The following is a 17577-nucleotide window of genomic DNA, read 5'->3' on the forward strand; positions in this document are numbered from 1 at the left end:
GAAGGAGCGGCGCTAAAGCCCTCCTTCTTTATTTTTCTTTCTCTATAGTAATGCTAATTTCAAGCACTGTATCAAAAGATATTGTATCGACTTTAAAACGGTATAGCCGATCGTAATGTTTGTACGTTTTATTTTCGATTACCTTTTTAAGTAGGTCTTTATTTTTTGCGATACTTTGAATGTTTTTCGTTAAAAGATGTTGGAGATCATTATGGATAGATGTAGTCATATTTTCGAGTGTGAGATTGTCTAAATCGTATTTTTCTCGATTGATAAGTTTTATTTTAATCTCTTGAATGGTTAAGAGCCGTTTATTTTCAGTGTTCAATTTTTCTTGATCTTCGAGAAGGACGTGGAGCTTTGCTTCTTGTTTTTCTATAATTTCTCTTTGTTCTGCTATTTTACTAGCTTGTTCTTCTTGAAAAACACCGTATATGTACAAAAAAATAAACCAGCTCAACACGCCTCCAACAGCAGCCCCAGCTAATACTAAGTACCATCTTTTTGCTGTATTAGCACTTGGTACTCTCATACATGTTCCTGCGTTAGCCATTTAATAATAATGAGACCTGTTTGCATACCACCAGTTGCGAAAAAAATAAGGAGAATTTGTTTTACGATATCTTTCATATCTCCGCCAAAGAAACTTCTTTCAAAGCTATAAAAGGTATCGAATGTTCCGCCGATTGCTGCAACGAGTGCCCAAATTCTTAAATTTTGGGCGAATTGATTAATGTAAGTTAGAGCTGGTTTTCCAATAAGAAACGCACCAAATCCACCAATTAATGAACCGCCAAGTATAACCCCAAAGGCAATAAAATAACTAATAATAAGCAGAGAGAAAAAAGTATGTTCTCTTACATCCATCGTCATTCCCCTTTCTTCTTCATATATATGGACAAAGTATAAGAAGTATGTTTTGATTTCCGCTTTCCTCATCACCTATAATAAAAGTAGTCAAATAGGTAAAGAGAGGGTACAACAGTGAAGTTTGTGCATTTACAATGTCAAACCGTTTTTAGTTTATTAAAAAGTGCTTGTAAAATTGATGAGCTTGTAGTCAGGGCGAAAGAACTTGGTTTTTCATCGCTGGCTATTACGGATGAAAATGTTATGTATGGTGTTATTCCGTTTTATAAAGCATGTAAGAAACATGGTATACAGCCTGTTATTGGATTAACCGCTTCTATTTTTAGTGAAGAAGAAGAAAGGTCTTATCCGCTTGTATTACTTGCTGAGAATGAAATAGGCTACCAAAATTTATTAAAGATTTCTAGCAGTATTATGACAAAGTCCAAAGAAGGTATTCCTAAGAAGTGGCTTGCGCATTATGCGAAAGGATTAATTGCTATTTCACCAGGTAAAGATGGCGAAATTGAGCAATTATTACTAGAAGACAATGAGAGTCAGGCTGAAGAAGTAGCTCGCACGTATCAAAATATGTTCGGCCATTTTTATATGAGTTTGCAGCATCATGCGATTCAAGATGAGTTGCTTTTACAAGAGAAACTACCTGAATTTATTAGTAGGGTTAATATTCCAGTCGTTGCAACAAATGATGTGCGCTATATCAATCAAAGTGACGCGCTTGTTCACGAATGTTTACTATCTGTTGAAAGTGGAACGAAAATGACTGATCCAGATAGGCCGAGGCTGAAAACAGATCAGTATTATTTAAAGTCATCGGATGAAATGGAAGCACTATTTTCCCATGCGCCGGAAGCAATCCAAAATACAATAAAAATTGCAGAGCGTTGCCAAGTAGAAATACCGTTCCATGTAAATCAACTTCCGAAGTTTCCTGTTCCGTCTAATGAAACGAGTGATATATACTTGCGTCGTGTTTGTGAAGAAGGTTTGCGGAAACGATATGGTGAACCGAAAGAAGTGCATATAAAGCGTTTGAATCATGAATTAAATGTTATTTCTCGTATGGGATTTAGTGATTATTTCCTCATCGTATGGGATTTTATGAAGTATGCACATGAAAATCATATTCTAACAGGACCAGGTCGTGGATCGGCAGCTGGTTCACTCGTTTCATACGTATTAGAAATTACAGATATTGATCCAATTGAATACGATCTATTATTTGAAAGGTTTTTAAATCCTGAACGTGTGACGCTTCCCGATATTGATATTGATTTTCCAGACGTAAGACGTGATGAGATGATTCGCTATGTGAAAGATAAATACGGTCAGCTCCGTGTTGCGCAAATTGTAACGTTTGGTACGCTTGCAGCAAAAGCGGCAATTAGAGACATTGCCCGCGTAATGGGGCTTCCGCCGCGAGATATTGATATATTTTCAAAACTTATCCCATCAAAGCTTGGTATAACGTTAAAAGATGCATATGAAGAATCACAATCACTTCGTGAGTTTATACAAGGGAATCTTCTGCATGAGCGTGTGTTTGAAATCGCAAAACGTGTAGAAGGTTTACCACGTCATACGTCTATTCATGCGGCTGGTGTTATTATGAGTCAAGAACCGCTAACAGGCAGTGTAGCAATTCAAGAAGGACATAACGATGTTTATGTTACGCAATATCCAGCCGATGCGCTAGAAGAACTTGGGTTGCTTAAGATGGACTTTTTAGGATTACGTAATTTAACGTTACTTGAAAATATTATAAAATTTATCGCGAACAAAACAGGGAAAGAAATCGATATAAGAAGCTTACCTCTTCAAGATGAAAAGACGTTCCAATTATTAGGGAGAGGGGATACAACAGGTGTATTCCAGCTTGAGTCAGGTGGTATGCGAAATGTACTTCGCGGGTTAAAACCGAATGAGTTTGAAGATATCGTAGCTGTTAACTCGTTATACAGACCAGGACCGATGGAACAGATACCGACTTTTATTGAATCGAAACATGGAAAAAGAAAAATCGAATATTTACATCCGGATTTAAAGCCAATTTTAGAAAGAACATACGGCGTCATTGTATACCAAGAACAAATTATGCAAATTGCATCGAAGTTAGCTGGGTTTTCGCTTGGAGAAGCAGATTTACTGCGCCGTGCGGTGAGTAAAAAAAATCGTGATATTTTAGATCAGGAACGTAAGCATTTCGTCCAAGGATGTTTGCAAAATGGTTATGATGAGACGTCTGCTGAAAAAATTTATGATTTAATTGTAAGATTTGCGAATTACGGTTTTAACCGAAGTCACGCTGTAGCTTACAGTATGATCGGATATCAGCTTGCCTATTTGAAAGCAAACTATACGCTGGAATTTATGACGGCATTATTATCAAGTGCAATTGGAAATGAAGATAAGATTGTACAGTATATACGAGAAACGAAGCGGAAAGGTTTTCACGTTTTGCCGCCGTCTCTTCAGAGAAGTGGTTATAACTTCCAAATAGAAGGGAATGCGATACGTTACAGTTTACTTTCGATCCGAAATATTGGAATGGCTACAGTGACGGCATTATTAGAAGAACGAGAGAAAAAAATGTTCGAAGATTTATTTGAATTTTGTCTCCGTATGCCGTCAAAGTTCGTAACGGAGCGTAATTTAGAAGCTTTCGTCTGGTCGGGATGTTTTGATGATTTTGGTGTTTCGAGAACGAATTTATGGAAAAGTATTAAAGGGGCGTTAGAGTACGCGAATCTCGCACGTGATTTAGGAGATGCTGTTCCAAAATCAAAATATGTACAAGGAGAAGAGCTATCTTTTATTGAACAACTAAATAAAGAGAAGGAAGTACTTGGCTTTTATTTATCAAGTTATCCGACAGCGCAATATGTGAAGTTAGCAAAAGAATTAGAAATTCCATCTCTCGCTCAGGCGATGCGACACAAGAAAAAAGTACAAAGAGCTATTGTGTATATAACAAGTGTTAGAGTGATTCGTACGAAAAAGTTTCAAAAGATGGCATTTATTACATTCTGTGATCAAAATGATGAAATGGAAGCGGTCCTCTTCCCGGAAATGTATATACATTTCTCGGATAAGTTGCAAGAAGGAGCAATTGTTTTAGTTGACGGTACGATTGAGCTAAGAAATCATAAGCTGCAATGGATTGTAAATGGACTATATCCGCTAGAGGAAATGGATGTTTATGAAGAAAAGAAAGACGCATCTGTTTACGTGAAATTGCCATCTCAGTATGAGAAAAAGCTTTTAAATCGGGTTACGAAAATATTGTTCGACTATTCAGGTTTTGCGAAAGTACTAATTTATTATGAAAAGGAACATAAAATGGTACAATTATCTCGGAGTTTATCGATTCATCCAAGTGAAGAATGTTTAGGAGCACTTCGTGAAATTGTCGGGGAAGAAAATGTAGTTGTGAAAATATAATGGACAATTTCCCTACACTTCGATTATTATAGTAGTAGTGTTCGTGGTCAGACCACTTGGAGAAATTGATATCAGCAAGAATAATTTGAGGAGAGTGGATAGTTTGTCAACACTTCGTGAAGAAGCACTTCACATGCATAAAGTGCATCAAGGAAAATTAGAAACTGTATCAAAAGTAAAAGTAGAAAATGCAAAAGATTTAAGTCTTGCATATTCTCCAGGGGTTGCAGAACCTTGTAAAGAAATTTATGACGATAAAAGTAAGGTATATGAATATACGATGAAGGGAAATATGGTAGCAGTTGTGACAGATGGAACAGCTGTACTTGGTCTTGGTAACATTGGACCTGAAGCATCTCTTCCAGTAATGGAAGGTAAAGCTGTATTATTTAAGAGCTTTGCTGGTGTAGATGCATTCCCAATTGCCTTAAATACAAACGATGTAGATAAAATTGTTGAAACTGTAAAATTAATGGAGCCAACTTTTGGCGGCGTTAACTTAGAAGATATCGCAGCACCAAACTGCTTCATTATTGAAGAGCGTTTGAAAAAAGAAACAAATATTCCTATCTTCCATGATGATCAACACGGAACAGCTATCGTAACAGTAGCAGGTCTTGTAAATGCACTGAAATTAGTTGGAAAGAAAATGTCTGACATTAAAGTTGTCGCAAATGGCGCAGGTGCAGCAGGTATTGCAATTATTAAACTTTTATATCGCTATGGTGTACGCGACATTATTATGTGTGACCGTAAAGGCGCAATCTATGATGGTCGTCCTACAGGTATGAATCCGGTGAAGGATGAAGTTGCAAAATATACAAATAAGAATCGTATAGAAGGTTCTTTAGCTGATGTTGTACAAGGTGCGGACGTATTCATTGGTGTATCTGCAGAAGGTGCATTAACAGAAGAGATGGTTCGTACAATGAATGACGATGCGATTATTTTTGCAATGGCGAATCCAGTTCCAGAAATTATGCCAGAATTGGCAAAAGCAGCGGGCGCAGCTGTTGTTGGAACAGGTCGTTCTGACTTCCCGAACCAAGTAAATAATGTATTGGCGTTCCCTGGTATTTTCCGCGGTGCACTTGACGTACATGCGACACAAATTAACGAAGAAATGAAGATGGCAGCTGTACAGGCTATTGCTGAGCTTGTAGCAGAAGATGAGTTAAATGCAGACTATATCATTCCGGCACCATTTGACGCGCGTGTAGCGCCTCAAGTAGCGGCTTACGTTGCAAAAGCAGCAATGGAGACAGGAGTAGCTCGCCGTCAAGTAGATCCAAATGAGATCGCTGAAAAAACAAAACAATTAGCGCTGATTGGTAAAGAATAAGCGAGGAATTTCCATTGACATCATCAAATACAAAAGTATATCTCGAAATTGTAAAAAAAATCCGTTCCATTATGGAAGAGGATGGATTGGTGGCGGGGGATCGTTTGCCGTCTGAGCGTGAGTTAAGTTCACGCTTAAACGTAGGACGTTCCTCTGTAAGAGAAGCATTGCGTGCTTTAGAACTGGTAGGATTGATTGAAACGAGACGTGGTGAAGGGACGTTTATTCGAAACTTTTATGATAACGGTCTTGTACAATTAATTGCTCCGTTCTTATTGCAAGATGAGAAAACAATTCGTGATTTATTACAAACGAAACGATTACTTGAGAAAGATATGATTCGAATTGTATGTAATTTACCGAAAGAAACGTTTTCTAAAGTACTAAGTAGATTACACCAAGTACTTGAAGGAAATGAAAGCTCAGTCCCAACGCTTCATCAAACGTTCTTTAAAACACTTATTGAACAAGTCGATAATTATTTACTATATCGCATTTGGATGATCGTAAATGATTACGTAGCAACTCTTTCTTGTAAAGTTTCAAGAGATTCTATCGATATGTATAGAAAGCTTTACGCTACTTTGGAAGAAAAACAAGAAAATGATGCACTAAAAATTTACGATGAATTAGTAGAGAATATACAGTTTCACTCGTAATGTATAAAATTTGTCGAAATGACCATGACACGTTATGACAAACATTCTACCGCGTAGCGGTTAAAGTTAAACGTAAAGAGTGAGGTTATTAGACAGATTGAGAAGATAAGGCTAACATCAAACTTTGGTGTTAGCCCCATTTTCTTCTTACGCTAACCTTAGCTCTCAACGAAGGGGGTCAAATTGTGCTAAGAGATTTATTCGTGAAAAAGAAAAAGTACGCTGCAATACCTTCAGAACAAGTACGAAAAGATGTGCCAGATGGCGTTATGACAAAATGTCCGGAATGTAAAAAAATCATGTATACGAAAGAACTTCTAAAAAATTTAAAAGTATGTGTGAATTGTGGATATCATCATCCTATGAATGCATGGGAACGTCTTAATAGTATATTGGACGAAGGGTCATTCCGTGAGTATGACAAAGAAATGGTTTCATTAAATCCACTCGAGTTTCCAGGTTATGAAGAGAAACTAGAGAGCGATCGTAAGAAGACTGAATTGAACGAAGCGGTTGTAACTGGTGAAGGAACAATTGATGACATGCTTGTTGTTGTTGCAGTAATGGATTCTCGTTTTCGAATGGGGAGCATGGGCTCTGTAGTAGGAGAAAAAATCGCCCGTGCGGTTGAAAAGGCGTACGACTTACAAGTTCCATTTATTATCTTTACTGCTTCGGGTGGTGCCCGTATGCAAGAAGGGATATTAAGTTTAATGCAAATGGCAAAAACAAGCGTAGCTTTGAAAAAGCATAGTAATGCAGGAGGATTATTTATTTCTGTTATGACTCACCCAACGACGGGCGGGGTTTCAGCGAGTTTCGCTTCACTTGGTGATTATAATCTTGCAGAACCAGGTGCACTTATCGGATTTGCTGGTAGACGTGTAATTGAACAAACGGTGCGTGAGAAACTACCGGAAGATTTCCAAACGGCAGAATTCTTACTAGATCATGGTCAATTAGATGCGGTGGTGCATCGTGATGATATGAGAGAATCGCTTCGCAAGATTTTAGAAGTTCATCAAGGAGGGGAAATGGCTGTATGGCAGAGCTAGAATTTGAAAAACCAGTTGTTGAGCTAAGAAATAAGATTCGTGAACTGAAAGACTATACGAAAAACAGCCAGATGGACTTCAGTGAGGAGATTCGTATTTTGGAAGAAAAGCTAGAAAATTTAGAGGAAGATATATACGGTAATCTAAAAGTATGGGACCGTGTTCAAATTGCTCGTCATGCAGAACGACCGACAACGCTCGATTATATTGAGCACTTATTTACTGATTTTTTCGAATGTCATGGAGATCGTCTATTTGGCGATGATGCAGCGATTGTCGGCGGCATTGCGAAATATAAAGGGATGCCTGTAACTGTAATTGGGCATCAGCGCGGAAAAGATACGAAAGAAAATATTCGCCGTAACTTTGGAATGCCTCATCCAGAAGGATATCGAAAAGCACTGCGTCTCATGAAACAAGCGGAAAAGTTTAATCGTCCTATTATTTGTTTCATCGATACGAAGGGAGCTTATCCTGGTAAAGCAGCTGAAGAACGTGGACAAAGTGAAGCTATTGCCCGCAACTTATTTGAGATGGCAGGTTTAACGGTACCAGTCATTTGTATCGTTATCGGTGAAGGCGGTAGTGGTGGTGCGCTAGGCCTTGGAGTAGGAGATTACATTCATATGCTAGAAAATTCCACTTATTCTGTTATTACACCAGAGGGTGCAGCGGCAATTCTTTGGAAAGATGCAGGAAAAGCAAAGGAAGCTGCAGAGGCAATGAAAATTACAGCAGCAGATTTGAAAGAATTAGGTGTAATTGACGAAATTATTCCAGAAGCAAGAGGCGGAGCTCACCGTAATATTTTAAAACAGTCAGAAAATATAGACTTAATGATTCGAAAAACTTTTGAACAATTAAACGGAATTTCGAAAGATGAATTAATCGAAAAACGTTATGAAAAATATATGAAAATTGGGCAAGTTTCGTTTTCAAACGCTTCCATTTGGATAAAATAAGAAAAGCGTGCGTTCCACTTCGCGAATGCACGTTTTTATTATGAAAAGACACATCTTCTCCATTGTATTTTTATATTTTTTCGTGTTATTTTATTATAAGGCAAATAATCTTTATGAGGTGAGTACAAATGAAACGTATTGGTGTATTAACAAGTGGTGGAGATTCACCTGGTATGAATGCTGCCATTCGTGCAGTTGTTCGTAAAGCGATTTTCCATGATATTGAAGTATATGGTATTTACCATGGATACGCTGGATTAATTTCTGGTCACATTGAAAAATTAGAACTTGGTTCTGTTGGCGATATTATCCACCGCGGTGGTACGAAATTATATACAGCAAGATGTCCTGAGTTTAAAGATCCAGAAGTACGACTAAAAGGTATCGAGCAATTAAAAAAACACGGTATCGAAGGACTTGTTGTTATTGGTGGAGATGGTTCTTACCAAGGCGCTAAAAAATTAACTGAACAAGGATTCCCATGTGTTGGTGTACCAGGTACAATCGACAATGATATCCCTGGAACAGACTTCACAATTGGTTTCGATACAGCTTTAAACACTGTTATTGATGCAATTGATAAAATTCGTGACACAGCTACATCTCATGAACGTACATATGTTATCGAAGTAATGGGACGTCACGCTGGTGATATCGCATTATGGGCTGGTTTAGCTGATGGTGCGGAAACAATCTTAATTCCAGAAGAAGAGTATGACATGGATGATGTTATCGCTCGTCTGAAGCGTGGTAGTGAACGTGGTAAAAAACACAGTATTATCGTTGTAGCTGAAGGTGTTGGAAGTGCAATTGACATCGGTAAGCACATTGAAGAAGCAACAAACTTTGATACTCGTGTAACTGTATTAGGTCACGTACAACGTGGTGGATCACCAAGTGCACAAGACCGTGTATTAGCAAGTCGTCTTGGCGCAAGAGCAGTTGAATTGTTAATTGCTGGTAAAGGTGGACGTTGTGTAGGTATTCAAGATAACAAACTTGTTGATCATGATATTATCGAAGCGTTAGCTCAAAAGCATACAATCGATAAAGATATGTATCAATTATCTAAAGAATTATCCATCTAATCGGCGTAATGTCAGATATTTGGGAACGGTTTCATAATTTTCGGAGGTGCAATATGCGTAAAACTAAAATTGTATGTACTATAGGTCCTGCTAGTGAAAGTATTGAAAAATTAGAGCAATTAATCGAAGCAGGTATGAACGTTGCTCGTTTAAACTTCTCTCATGGTAGCCATGAAGAGCACGGAGCTCGTATTAAAAACATTCGTGAAGCTTCAAAGAAAACTGGTAAAACAGTTGGTATCTTACTTGATACAAAAGGTCCAGAAATCCGTACTCACGACTTCGTAGACGGACAAGCTGAGCTTGTAACAGGTGCAGAAGTAGTTCTTTCTACTGAGCAAGTATTAGGTACTGCAGAGAAGTTCTCTGTATCTTATGCTGGTCTTTATGACGATGTAGACCCAGGTTCTCGTATTCTAATCGATGACGGTCTTATCGAACTAGAAGTAATCGAAAAAGCTGACGGAAACATCCGTACAAAAGTTCTTAACAGCGGAACTGTAAAAAATAAAAAAGGTGTTAACGTACCAAACGTAAGCATTAAGCTTCCTGGTATCACTGAAAAAGACGTAAAAGATATCATCTTTGGTATCGAGCAAAAAGTTGATTTCATTGCAGCTTCATTCGTACGTAAAGCGTCTGACGTATTAGAAATCCGTGAATTATTAGAAGAGCATAACGCTCAATACATCCAAATCGTACCAAAAATCGAAAACCAAGAAGGTATCGACAACATCGATTCAATCTTAGAAGTTTCTGACGGTTTAATGGTAGCTCGTGGTGACATGGGTGTAGAAATTCCACCAGAAGAAGTACCGTTAGTACAAAAACGTCTAATTAAAAAATGTAACGTGTTAGGTAAACCAGTTATTACTGCAACACAAATGTTAGATTCTATGCAACGTAACCCACGTCCAACTCGTGCGGAAGCAAGTGACGTAGCTAACGCAATCTTCGATGGTACAGATGCAATCATGCTTTCAGGTGAAACAGCTGCTGGACAATACCCAGTAGAAGCGGTAACAATGATGGCTAACATTGCGGTACGTGTTGAAAAATCATTACAATATGAAGATATGTTCAAAAAACGTATTAAAGAGTTCACTCCAACAATTACAGATGCAATTAGCCAATCTGTTGCGCATACAGCACTTGCTCTTGATGTAGCTGCAATCGTAGCTCCAACAGAAAGTGGATATACTGCGAAAATGATCTCTAAATACCGTCCAAAATCTCCAATCGTAGCTGTAACATCTGACGAGCAAGTAGGACGTCGTCTTGCACTTGTTTGGGGTGTACAAGCATTTATGGCTGAGAAGCGCGCAGCTTCAACTGACGAAATGTTAGATACAGCAATTCAAACAGGTATGGATGCAGGTCTAATCGGACTTGGAGATACTGTAGTGATTACTGCGGGTGTTCCAGTTGCTGAAACTGGTACAACAAACTTAATGAAAATCCACGTTGTTGGTGAAGAAATTGCTAAAGGACAAGGAATCGGTCGTAAAGCTGCAAAAGGTAAAGTAGTTGTAGCAAAAACAGCTGCTGAAGCTGTAGCGAACGTAAACGAAGGTGATATCCTTGTTACAACAAGCACTGATAAAGATATGATTCCTGCAATCGAAAAAGCTGCGGCTTTAGTTGTAGAAGAAGGTGGCTTAACAAGCCATGCAGCTGTTGTAGGCGTATCAATCGGTATTCCTGTTATCGTTGGTGTAAACGGCGTAACAGCAACTTTAAAAAATGGCCAAGAAGTAACAGTTGATGCAGCACGCGGAATTGTTTATAATGGACATGCGGAAGTGCTATAAGTAATACGGAGAGAAGGATCGGAGTCCTTCTCTTTTTTTTACACAAAAACGAGATAGAATTAGCTTAAAGCGCCTAGAATTGCTTTTAAAAGCTGTTTGTTATGGGTTTTAATATGAAAGGATATCTATATTTCATATGATGTATATAGGCGTTGTGAGGGTGTTAAAAGTGAGATGTGAGAGAGGTGTAGAACTATGAAGTGGTTGCTATTCTTGTTTATTTTAATACCAGCGATTGAGATTACGGTCTTAATTGGATCGAGTCATGTAATAGGTTTATGGTCTACGTTCGCTATGATTGTATTTACAGGTGTTGTAGGTGTGTATTTGGCGAAAAGACAAGGGTTTAAAGTGCTTGGAGAGATTCAATCTAAGTTGAATAGAGGGGAAATGCCAGGTGAGGCGGTACTAGATGGTATTTTTGTATTTGTAGGAGGTATTCTCTTGGTGCTTCCTGGGTATGTGACAGATGTGCTAGGGTTTATCTGCGTGATCCCTATTACGAGAGCTTTATTGAAGCCGCTTGTTATGAAGTGGATGGAATGGAAATTTAGAAAGAACTCTACTATTATTATTCAGAAATAGCACTTAGATTGTAGAAATCTAAGTGCTATTTTTTGTCTTGTAAGAGGAGAGGAACTTTCTGATTGAAGCTTTGTTTTACCACGCTATTTGTGGGGGGGATTTCTATCTTGAAATTGGGCTGCTCGTAAGTGTCTGATGTGGGGCGAATGATGAGCGGGGATGAACAAAACGTCTGCTCATTATATTTGCTATATAATTTTCATTTGAACTCTTGTTGTGCTTCGATTAAACTTGTGATTTTTTAGTGCTATTAATTTAGATGAATAAGATGGAGGGAAACGCTGCTAAATTAAAGTTTTGCTTTCTTATATAAAGGAACGATTGGTGTAAAAAATTCATATAAAAGGCGGAGATTGTTAGTTGAAGTCTTGTTTTATGCTATTTTTGTATATTTATTCATTTACATAAAAAGTAATAAATGTAAATGATAATTATGAAATAAATAGAATAAATATGTAAAAACACCACGAAATATGCGTTTTTCATGCGAAAAAACAAGAGAATTATCTTTTTTGAGTGCAATTCTCTTGTTTTATGTAATGAGTATGAAAAATAAGTACAAGGAATAATCAGTGGGAAATTCCCACTGATTACATGTAAGTTTTTTGTTGTGTATGAATTAGAAACTATTATTTTGAAGGTGAACCTTTAATATATTTCCACAAGTCATGGAAGACATTAGCTTTGTGTAATGTATTAAGTAGTACTAAGGTGACTGGGCCGATGATTAATCCTAAAAAGCCAAAAAGTTTGAAGCCGACAAATAGAGCGACGAGTGTTGCTAATGGATCGAGACCGATGTTAGATGAAAGTACTTTCGGCTCCATAATTTGTCTTTGGACAATCACGACGATGTATAAAATGAGAAGACCAATGGCGAATGCGGTATCGCCAGTGAAAAATACGTATATAACCCATGGAACGAAGACTGCGCCTGTTCCTAAGTATGGTAGTAAATCTACAACTCCTGTAATAATCGCAATAGTAATGGCGTATGGTACGCGTAATATTAAAAGTCCGATTAGTACAATGACGGTTGTCATAGATACGAGTGTAAGTTGCGCTTTCACAAAACCAAACAAAGCTTTTCTTAAGTCGACAAAAATAGTTTTTCCATAGCCATGTACACGATTCGGTAGCAATTTTCTTGCTTTCTGAGCAAGACGGTGCCAATCGTAACTAATGAAGAAAGTGGCTAATAAAATGAATACAAGGACAGTTAAAGTTGTTGGCAGTGCACTAATGAAATTCGTTAACCCGCTTATAATGGCGGTTAAAAGTTCTTTCATTTGTGTTGTTGCTTCTGTTCCTAAGTTTTGAATGTTTTGTGTAATTGTATAGCGCTGTGGTTCTCCAAGATGATTAAATTTAGAGATTAAATCATCGTAGAGAGGCATAATATGATTAAGTGCAAATTGCTGAGCGAATGTAACGATATCTGGAAACTTTACTGTAACAAGTTGTAGTAAGTATGTTGTGGCAGATATTGCTTCAGTCACAAGATATGTAACAAGTCCAACGATAGCTCCAAATACGAGAATTAAGCTAACGAGTACTGCTAGTGCGCGAGGAAATTGTAGTTTTTGATTAAGGAAATTGACGACAGGATTAATCAAATAAGCAAATGCAAAAGCGATAATAAAAGGATAGATAAGCCCTGACATGTATAGTAATACATAGAATCCAGCTACCGTTGCTACAATGACAAATATGAGTCGCAATATCATATATAGTAAGTTTCGGTTCAAAGATGTATACCTCCCATTCCAATTTGGATTATCCTAATTCGTTCAACTTATAACGAGTGTGCCCCACTGATTAAAGTTTCACTTTACCCCGCTATTTGCGGGCAAGTAAATCTCCTACCCGAAGTGCGGCTGGATCAAAGGAGTTAGCTAGAGATAAACTGCCCGTAAAAGCCCGATTGGTGAAGGCTAATAATCAGTGGAAAATGCCCCACTGATTAAAGTTTCACTTTATGTTATAGTGGAATGATGGATTTTTCCTGCTTTTTCAGTATGTGAGTGACTGTGAAAGCTTGGTGTTGATGCTTCTACTATATGGTAAAAACTTCATTTTCTCTTCTTTTTATTTTACCTGTTTCTTATTAGAAAAGAAAGAAGAGACGACTGTTTTCAAAAATGTATACATGCTTTAATTTTTTTGGTGAAAGTCTCAGTTTGTCATTTTAAAATACATAAAAAATGAAGTGATTCATGTTGAATAGGCATCGATATAGCATGTATAACGATAGGTTTAAAGGTATTTTTGTTTGGAAATGAGTTCATTATTTTCAGAAAGGAAGTGCAAACATGATTAGTCAGTCAACGTTATTTTTATTCATACTACTTATTATAGGACTTATTGCTAAAAACCAATCGCTTACTGTAGCTATTGGTGTGTTATTTTTATTGAAGTTTACGTTTTTAGGAGATAAGGTCTTTCCTTATTTACAAACGAAAGGAATTAACCTAGGTGTAACGGTCATTACAATAGCGGTGCTCGTACCGATTGCGACAGGAGAAATAGGTTTTAAACAACTTGGAGAAGCGGCGAAATCTTATTATGCGTGGATTGCTTTAGCTTCAGGTGTAGCGGTCGCTTTGTTAGCGAAAGGCGGCGTACAATTGTTGACGACGGATCCTCACATTACAACTGCGCTTGTTTTTGGGACAATTATAGCGGTTGCGCTATTTAATGGGGTTGCTGTTGGTCCGTTAATTGGGGCTGGAATTGCCTATGCGGTTATGAGTATTATACAAATGTTTAAATAAGGAATTTTATAGTAATATAAAATTTTTGAATTCTTTCTGTTCACAAAAGTCAGATAATTGTTTATAATAGGATTAGAAACTTTGAAAAGTTACATAACAGCAGAGATTTTACACCAGATAAAATAAAAACAACATAAAACAATTTTATAATGATATTGTTTTATGTTGTTTTTATCATAAAACTCTTCGGAATGTATTTTCCTCACTAACTTGTTGTTTTGAGCGTGAGGATTCGGGGAGACATTCACGCTCATGCTTTCCATGTAAACAATGGACAATAAGAGGGGAACATCGCAACAAATTTGCATGATCGTGCATTTTGCTTGCCTAAAGAGTGAACGGGCGTTCATAATTCAAAAGGGGAGCAAATAGATATAAGGAGCAAGGTTGGGAGAATTTTCAGGAAAAGGAGAGAATGTCATGACTGTTATTCGAGGTTTAGAAGGGGTAGTAGCAACAACATCATCTGTGAGCTCTATTATTGATGATACATTAACTTATGTTGGGTATAATATTGATGATTTAGCTGAGAATGCTACGTTTGAAGAAGTAGTGTACTTATTATGGCACCGCAAGCTTCCTAATGAAAAAGAACTAGCGGAATTTAATGAAATTGTATCAGAATACTATAAAGTTCCAGGTGAGATTTTAACATATTTGAAACAAGTAGATTTAAAAATTGCACATCCGATGTCTGTTTTACGAACTGCAATTTCCATGCTATCATTATACGATGAGAGCGCTGAAATTATGGATGAAAAGTCCAATTATTTGAAAGCGGTTAAATTACAGGCGCAAGTCGGAACTTTAGTTGCTGCTTACGCGAGAATCCGTAAAGGTTTAGATATTGTTGAGCCAAGAAAGGATTTATCATTAGCTGCAAACTTCTTGTACATGTTAAATGATCGCGAGCCAAATGAAGTTGAAATTGAAGCTTTTGATAAGGCGCTTGTACTTCATGCAGATCATGAGTTAAACGCTTCTACATTTACTGCACGTGTTTGCGTAGCTACACTTTCAGATGTATATTCTGGTATTACAGCAGCAATCGGTGCATTAAAAGGTCCTCTTCACGGTGGGGCAAATGAAAATGTAATGAAGATGTTAACTGAGATTGGTGAAGAAGAAAATGTAGAGTCATATATTCATAATGCTCTTCAAAATAAAGTGAAAATCATGGGCTTTGGCCACCGTGTGTATGAGCAGGGTGATCCACGTGCAAAACACTTACGTGAAATGTCTAAGAGATTATGCGTGCTTTTAGGAGAAGAGAAATGGTATAATATGTCTATCAAAATTGAAGACATTGTAACAAAAGAAAAAGGTCTTCCACCAAATGTTGATTTCTATTCAGCTTCTGTATACCATTGTTTAGGAATTGACCATGACTTATTTACACCTATTTTTGCAATTAGCCGTATGTCAGGCTGGTTAGCTCATATTCTAGAACAATATGAAAACAACCGTTTAATTCGTCCGCGTGCTGATTATAATGGACCAACGCATCAAGTGTATGTTCCAATTGCACAACGATAAGCGAATAACACTATTTTGATAGTGAAAATACGCTTTCAAAAGTCTGATTTTTTCGGAAAGATGTAATGATTAGAATATTTTAATTTGACTAACGGTTTGAACTGAGGGGTTATTCCCTCAGTTTCATACATATGAAATTTCAAACATGGGGGTTATCACATTGACGACAGGTGAAAAAATTACTGTAACTAATGGTGTTATGAATGTACCAAACAATCCGATTATTCCATTTATCGAGGGAGATGGAATTGGTCCTGATATTTGGGCAGCTGCATCTCGCGTACTAGAAGCAGCAGTTGAAAAAGCTTATGATGGTGAGAAGAAAATCGTTTGGAAAGAAGTGCTTGCAGGGGAAAAAGCATTCAACCAAACAGGCGAGTGGTTACCAGAAGAAACTTTAAACTTAATTCGTGAATATTTAATCGCGATTAAAGGTCCACTTACAACTCCAGTTGGCGGTGGTATTCGTTCTCTAAACGTAGCACTTCGTCAAGAATTAGATTTATATGTATGTCTACGTCCAGTTCGTTATTTTGAAGGTGTTCCTTCACCTGTAAAACGTCCGGAAGATACTGATATGGTTATTTTCCGTGAAAATACAGAAGACATTTATGCTGGAATTGAATATGCACAAGGATCTCCAGAAGCAGAAAAAGTTCTTGCTTTCTTAAAAGAAGCAATGGGTGTTAATAAAATCCGCTTCCCAGAAACATCTGGTATTGGTATTAAGCCGATTTCAGAAGAAGGGACAAAGCGTCTTGTTCGTGCTGCAATTCAATATGCAATTAACGAAAAACGCTCTTCTGTTACATTAGTTCATAAAGGAAACATTATGAAATTTACAGAAGGTGCTTTCAAAAACTGGGGTTACGAAGTAGCGGAACAAGAATTCGGCGACAAAGTATTTACTTGGGCTGAATACGATCGTATTGTTGAAAAAGATGGTAAAGATGCAGCGAATAAAGCGATGGCAGACGCTGAAGTGGCTGGAAAAATCATCGTAAAAGATTCTATTGCAGACATCTTCTTACAACAAATTTTAACTCGTCCACGTGAGTTCGATGTTGTTGCAACAATGAACTTAAATGGTGACTATATCTCTGATGCACTTGCTGCACAAGTAGGTGGAATTGGTATTGCACCTGGTGCAAACATTAACTATGTGACTGGACATGCTATCTTTGAAGCTACACACGGTACAGCTCCAAAATATGCAGGTTTAGATAAAGTAAACCCATCTTCTGTTCTTCTTTCAGGTGTATTATTATTAGAACACTTAGGATGGAACGAAGCTGCGAAATTAGTAACTGCTTCTGTTGAGAAAACAATTGCTTCAAAAGTAGTAACTTATGATTTCGCACGCTTAATGGAAGGTGCAACAGAAGTGAAATGTTCTGAGTTCGCTAATGAACTTATTAAAAACATGGATGTAGCGATAATCAAAAACGCATAAT

14 protein-coding genes are annotated in these 17577 nt (G+C 37.4%); 11 read left to right on the plus strand and 3 right to left on the minus strand.

The window, feature by feature from the left end; genetic code table 11:
- Window positions 1-28 precede the first annotated feature (28 nt).
- Together ytrI and HMPREF1014_RS01430 are read right to left on the minus strand one after the other, a co-directional pair.
- Window positions 29-532, minus strand: a complete 504-nt coding sequence (ytrI, locus tag HMPREF1014_RS01425; RefSeq protein WP_001265736.1) for a sporulation membrane protein YtrI — start codon at window positions 530-532, stop codon at window positions 29-31.
- Window positions 529-942: a YtrH family sporulation protein gene (locus HMPREF1014_RS01430; protein WP_002005839.1), complete on the minus strand. Its 414-nt coding sequence runs from the start codon at window positions 940-942 to the stop codon at window positions 529-531. The genes ytrI and HMPREF1014_RS01430 overlap by 4 nt, the downstream gene beginning before the upstream one ends.
- 42 nt (window positions 943-984) lie before the next feature.
- Between HMPREF1014_RS01430 and dnaE the strand changes: the two genes are divergently transcribed.
- From dnaE to HMPREF1014_RS01470, 8 genes are all read left to right on the plus strand, one after another.
- Window positions 985-4311, plus strand: a complete 3327-nt coding sequence (gene dnaE, locus HMPREF1014_RS01435; RefSeq protein ID WP_000673732.1) for a DNA polymerase III subunit alpha — start codon at window positions 985-987, stop codon at window positions 4309-4311.
- A gap of 133 nt (window positions 4312-4444) precedes the next feature.
- Window positions 4445-5653 (plus strand): NADP-dependent malic enzyme, encoded by a 1209-nt coding sequence (gene ystJ / locus HMPREF1014_RS01440; RefSeq protein WP_161508111.1) that lies wholly within the window; start codon window positions 4445-4447, stop codon window positions 5651-5653.
- A gap of 14 nt (window positions 5654-5667) precedes the next feature.
- Window positions 5668-6312 (plus strand): FadR/GntR family transcriptional regulator, encoded by a 645-nt coding sequence (locus HMPREF1014_RS01445; protein WP_000204448.1) that lies wholly within the window; start codon window positions 5668-5670, stop codon window positions 6310-6312.
- A gap of 185 nt (window positions 6313-6497) precedes the next feature.
- On the plus strand, window positions 6498-7367 hold the full coding sequence (gene accD / locus HMPREF1014_RS01450; protein ID WP_000942859.1) for an acetyl-CoA carboxylase, carboxyltransferase subunit beta: 870 nt from the start codon (window positions 6498-6500) through the stop codon (window positions 7365-7367).
- On the plus strand, window positions 7355-8329 hold the full coding sequence (gene accA, locus HMPREF1014_RS01455; protein ID WP_000818804.1) for an acetyl-CoA carboxylase carboxyl transferase subunit alpha: 975 nt from the start codon (window positions 7355-7357) through the stop codon (window positions 8327-8329). The genes accD and accA overlap by 13 nt, the downstream gene beginning before the upstream one ends.
- A 128-nt stretch (window positions 8330-8457) precedes the next feature.
- The gene (pfkA, locus tag HMPREF1014_RS01460) at window positions 8458-9417 is read left to right on the plus strand and encodes a 6-phosphofructokinase (protein ID WP_000821157.1); all 960 of its coding nucleotides are present in this window, start codon (window positions 8458-8460) and stop codon (window positions 9415-9417) included.
- A gap of 53 nt (window positions 9418-9470) precedes the next feature.
- On the plus strand, window positions 9471-11228 hold the full coding sequence (gene pyk / locus HMPREF1014_RS01465) for a pyruvate kinase (protein ID WP_001232673.1): 1758 nt from the start codon (window positions 9471-9473) through the stop codon (window positions 11226-11228).
- 195 nt (window positions 11229-11423) lie between these two features.
- Window positions 11424-11813: an FxsA family protein gene (locus HMPREF1014_RS01470; RefSeq protein WP_000871631.1), complete on the plus strand. Its 390-nt coding sequence runs from the start codon at window positions 11424-11426 to the stop codon at window positions 11811-11813.
- A 629-nt stretch (window positions 11814-12442) separates the two neighbouring features.
- Here HMPREF1014_RS01470 and ytvI read toward each other — a convergent pair.
- Window positions 12443-13561, minus strand: coding sequence for a sporulation integral membrane protein YtvI (gene ytvI / locus HMPREF1014_RS01475; RefSeq protein WP_001081388.1), 1119 nt, complete (start codon window positions 13559-13561; stop codon window positions 12443-12445).
- Between the two features lie 564 nt (window positions 13562-14125).
- On the opposite strand from ytvI, the gene HMPREF1014_RS01480 reads away from it, so the two are divergent.
- The 3 genes from HMPREF1014_RS01480 (at window position 14126) to icd (ending at window position 17576) form a co-directional block, all read left to right on the plus strand.
- Window positions 14126-14587 carry a DUF441 domain-containing protein gene (locus tag HMPREF1014_RS01480; RefSeq protein ID WP_000625507.1) on the plus strand — a complete coding sequence of 154 codons (462 nt, stop codon included), beginning with the start codon at window positions 14126-14128 and terminating at the stop codon, window positions 14585-14587.
- A 387-nt stretch (window positions 14588-14974) separates the two neighbouring features.
- Entirely contained in the window at window positions 14975-16123 is a 1149-nt protein-coding gene (gene citZ, locus HMPREF1014_RS01490) for a citrate synthase (RefSeq protein WP_000503652.1), read from the plus strand.
- Window positions 16124-16283: 160 nt separating this feature from the next.
- Entirely contained in the window at window positions 16284-17576 is a 1293-nt protein-coding gene (icd, locus tag HMPREF1014_RS01495; protein WP_000206898.1) for an NADP-dependent isocitrate dehydrogenase, read from the plus strand.
- The last annotated feature ends 1 nt before the right edge of the window (window position 17577 follow it).

This window comes from Bacillus sp. 7_6_55CFAA_CT2, from assembly GCF_000238655.1.
GTDB lineage: Bacteria > Bacillota > Bacilli > Bacillales > Bacillaceae_G > Bacillus_A > Bacillus_A cereus.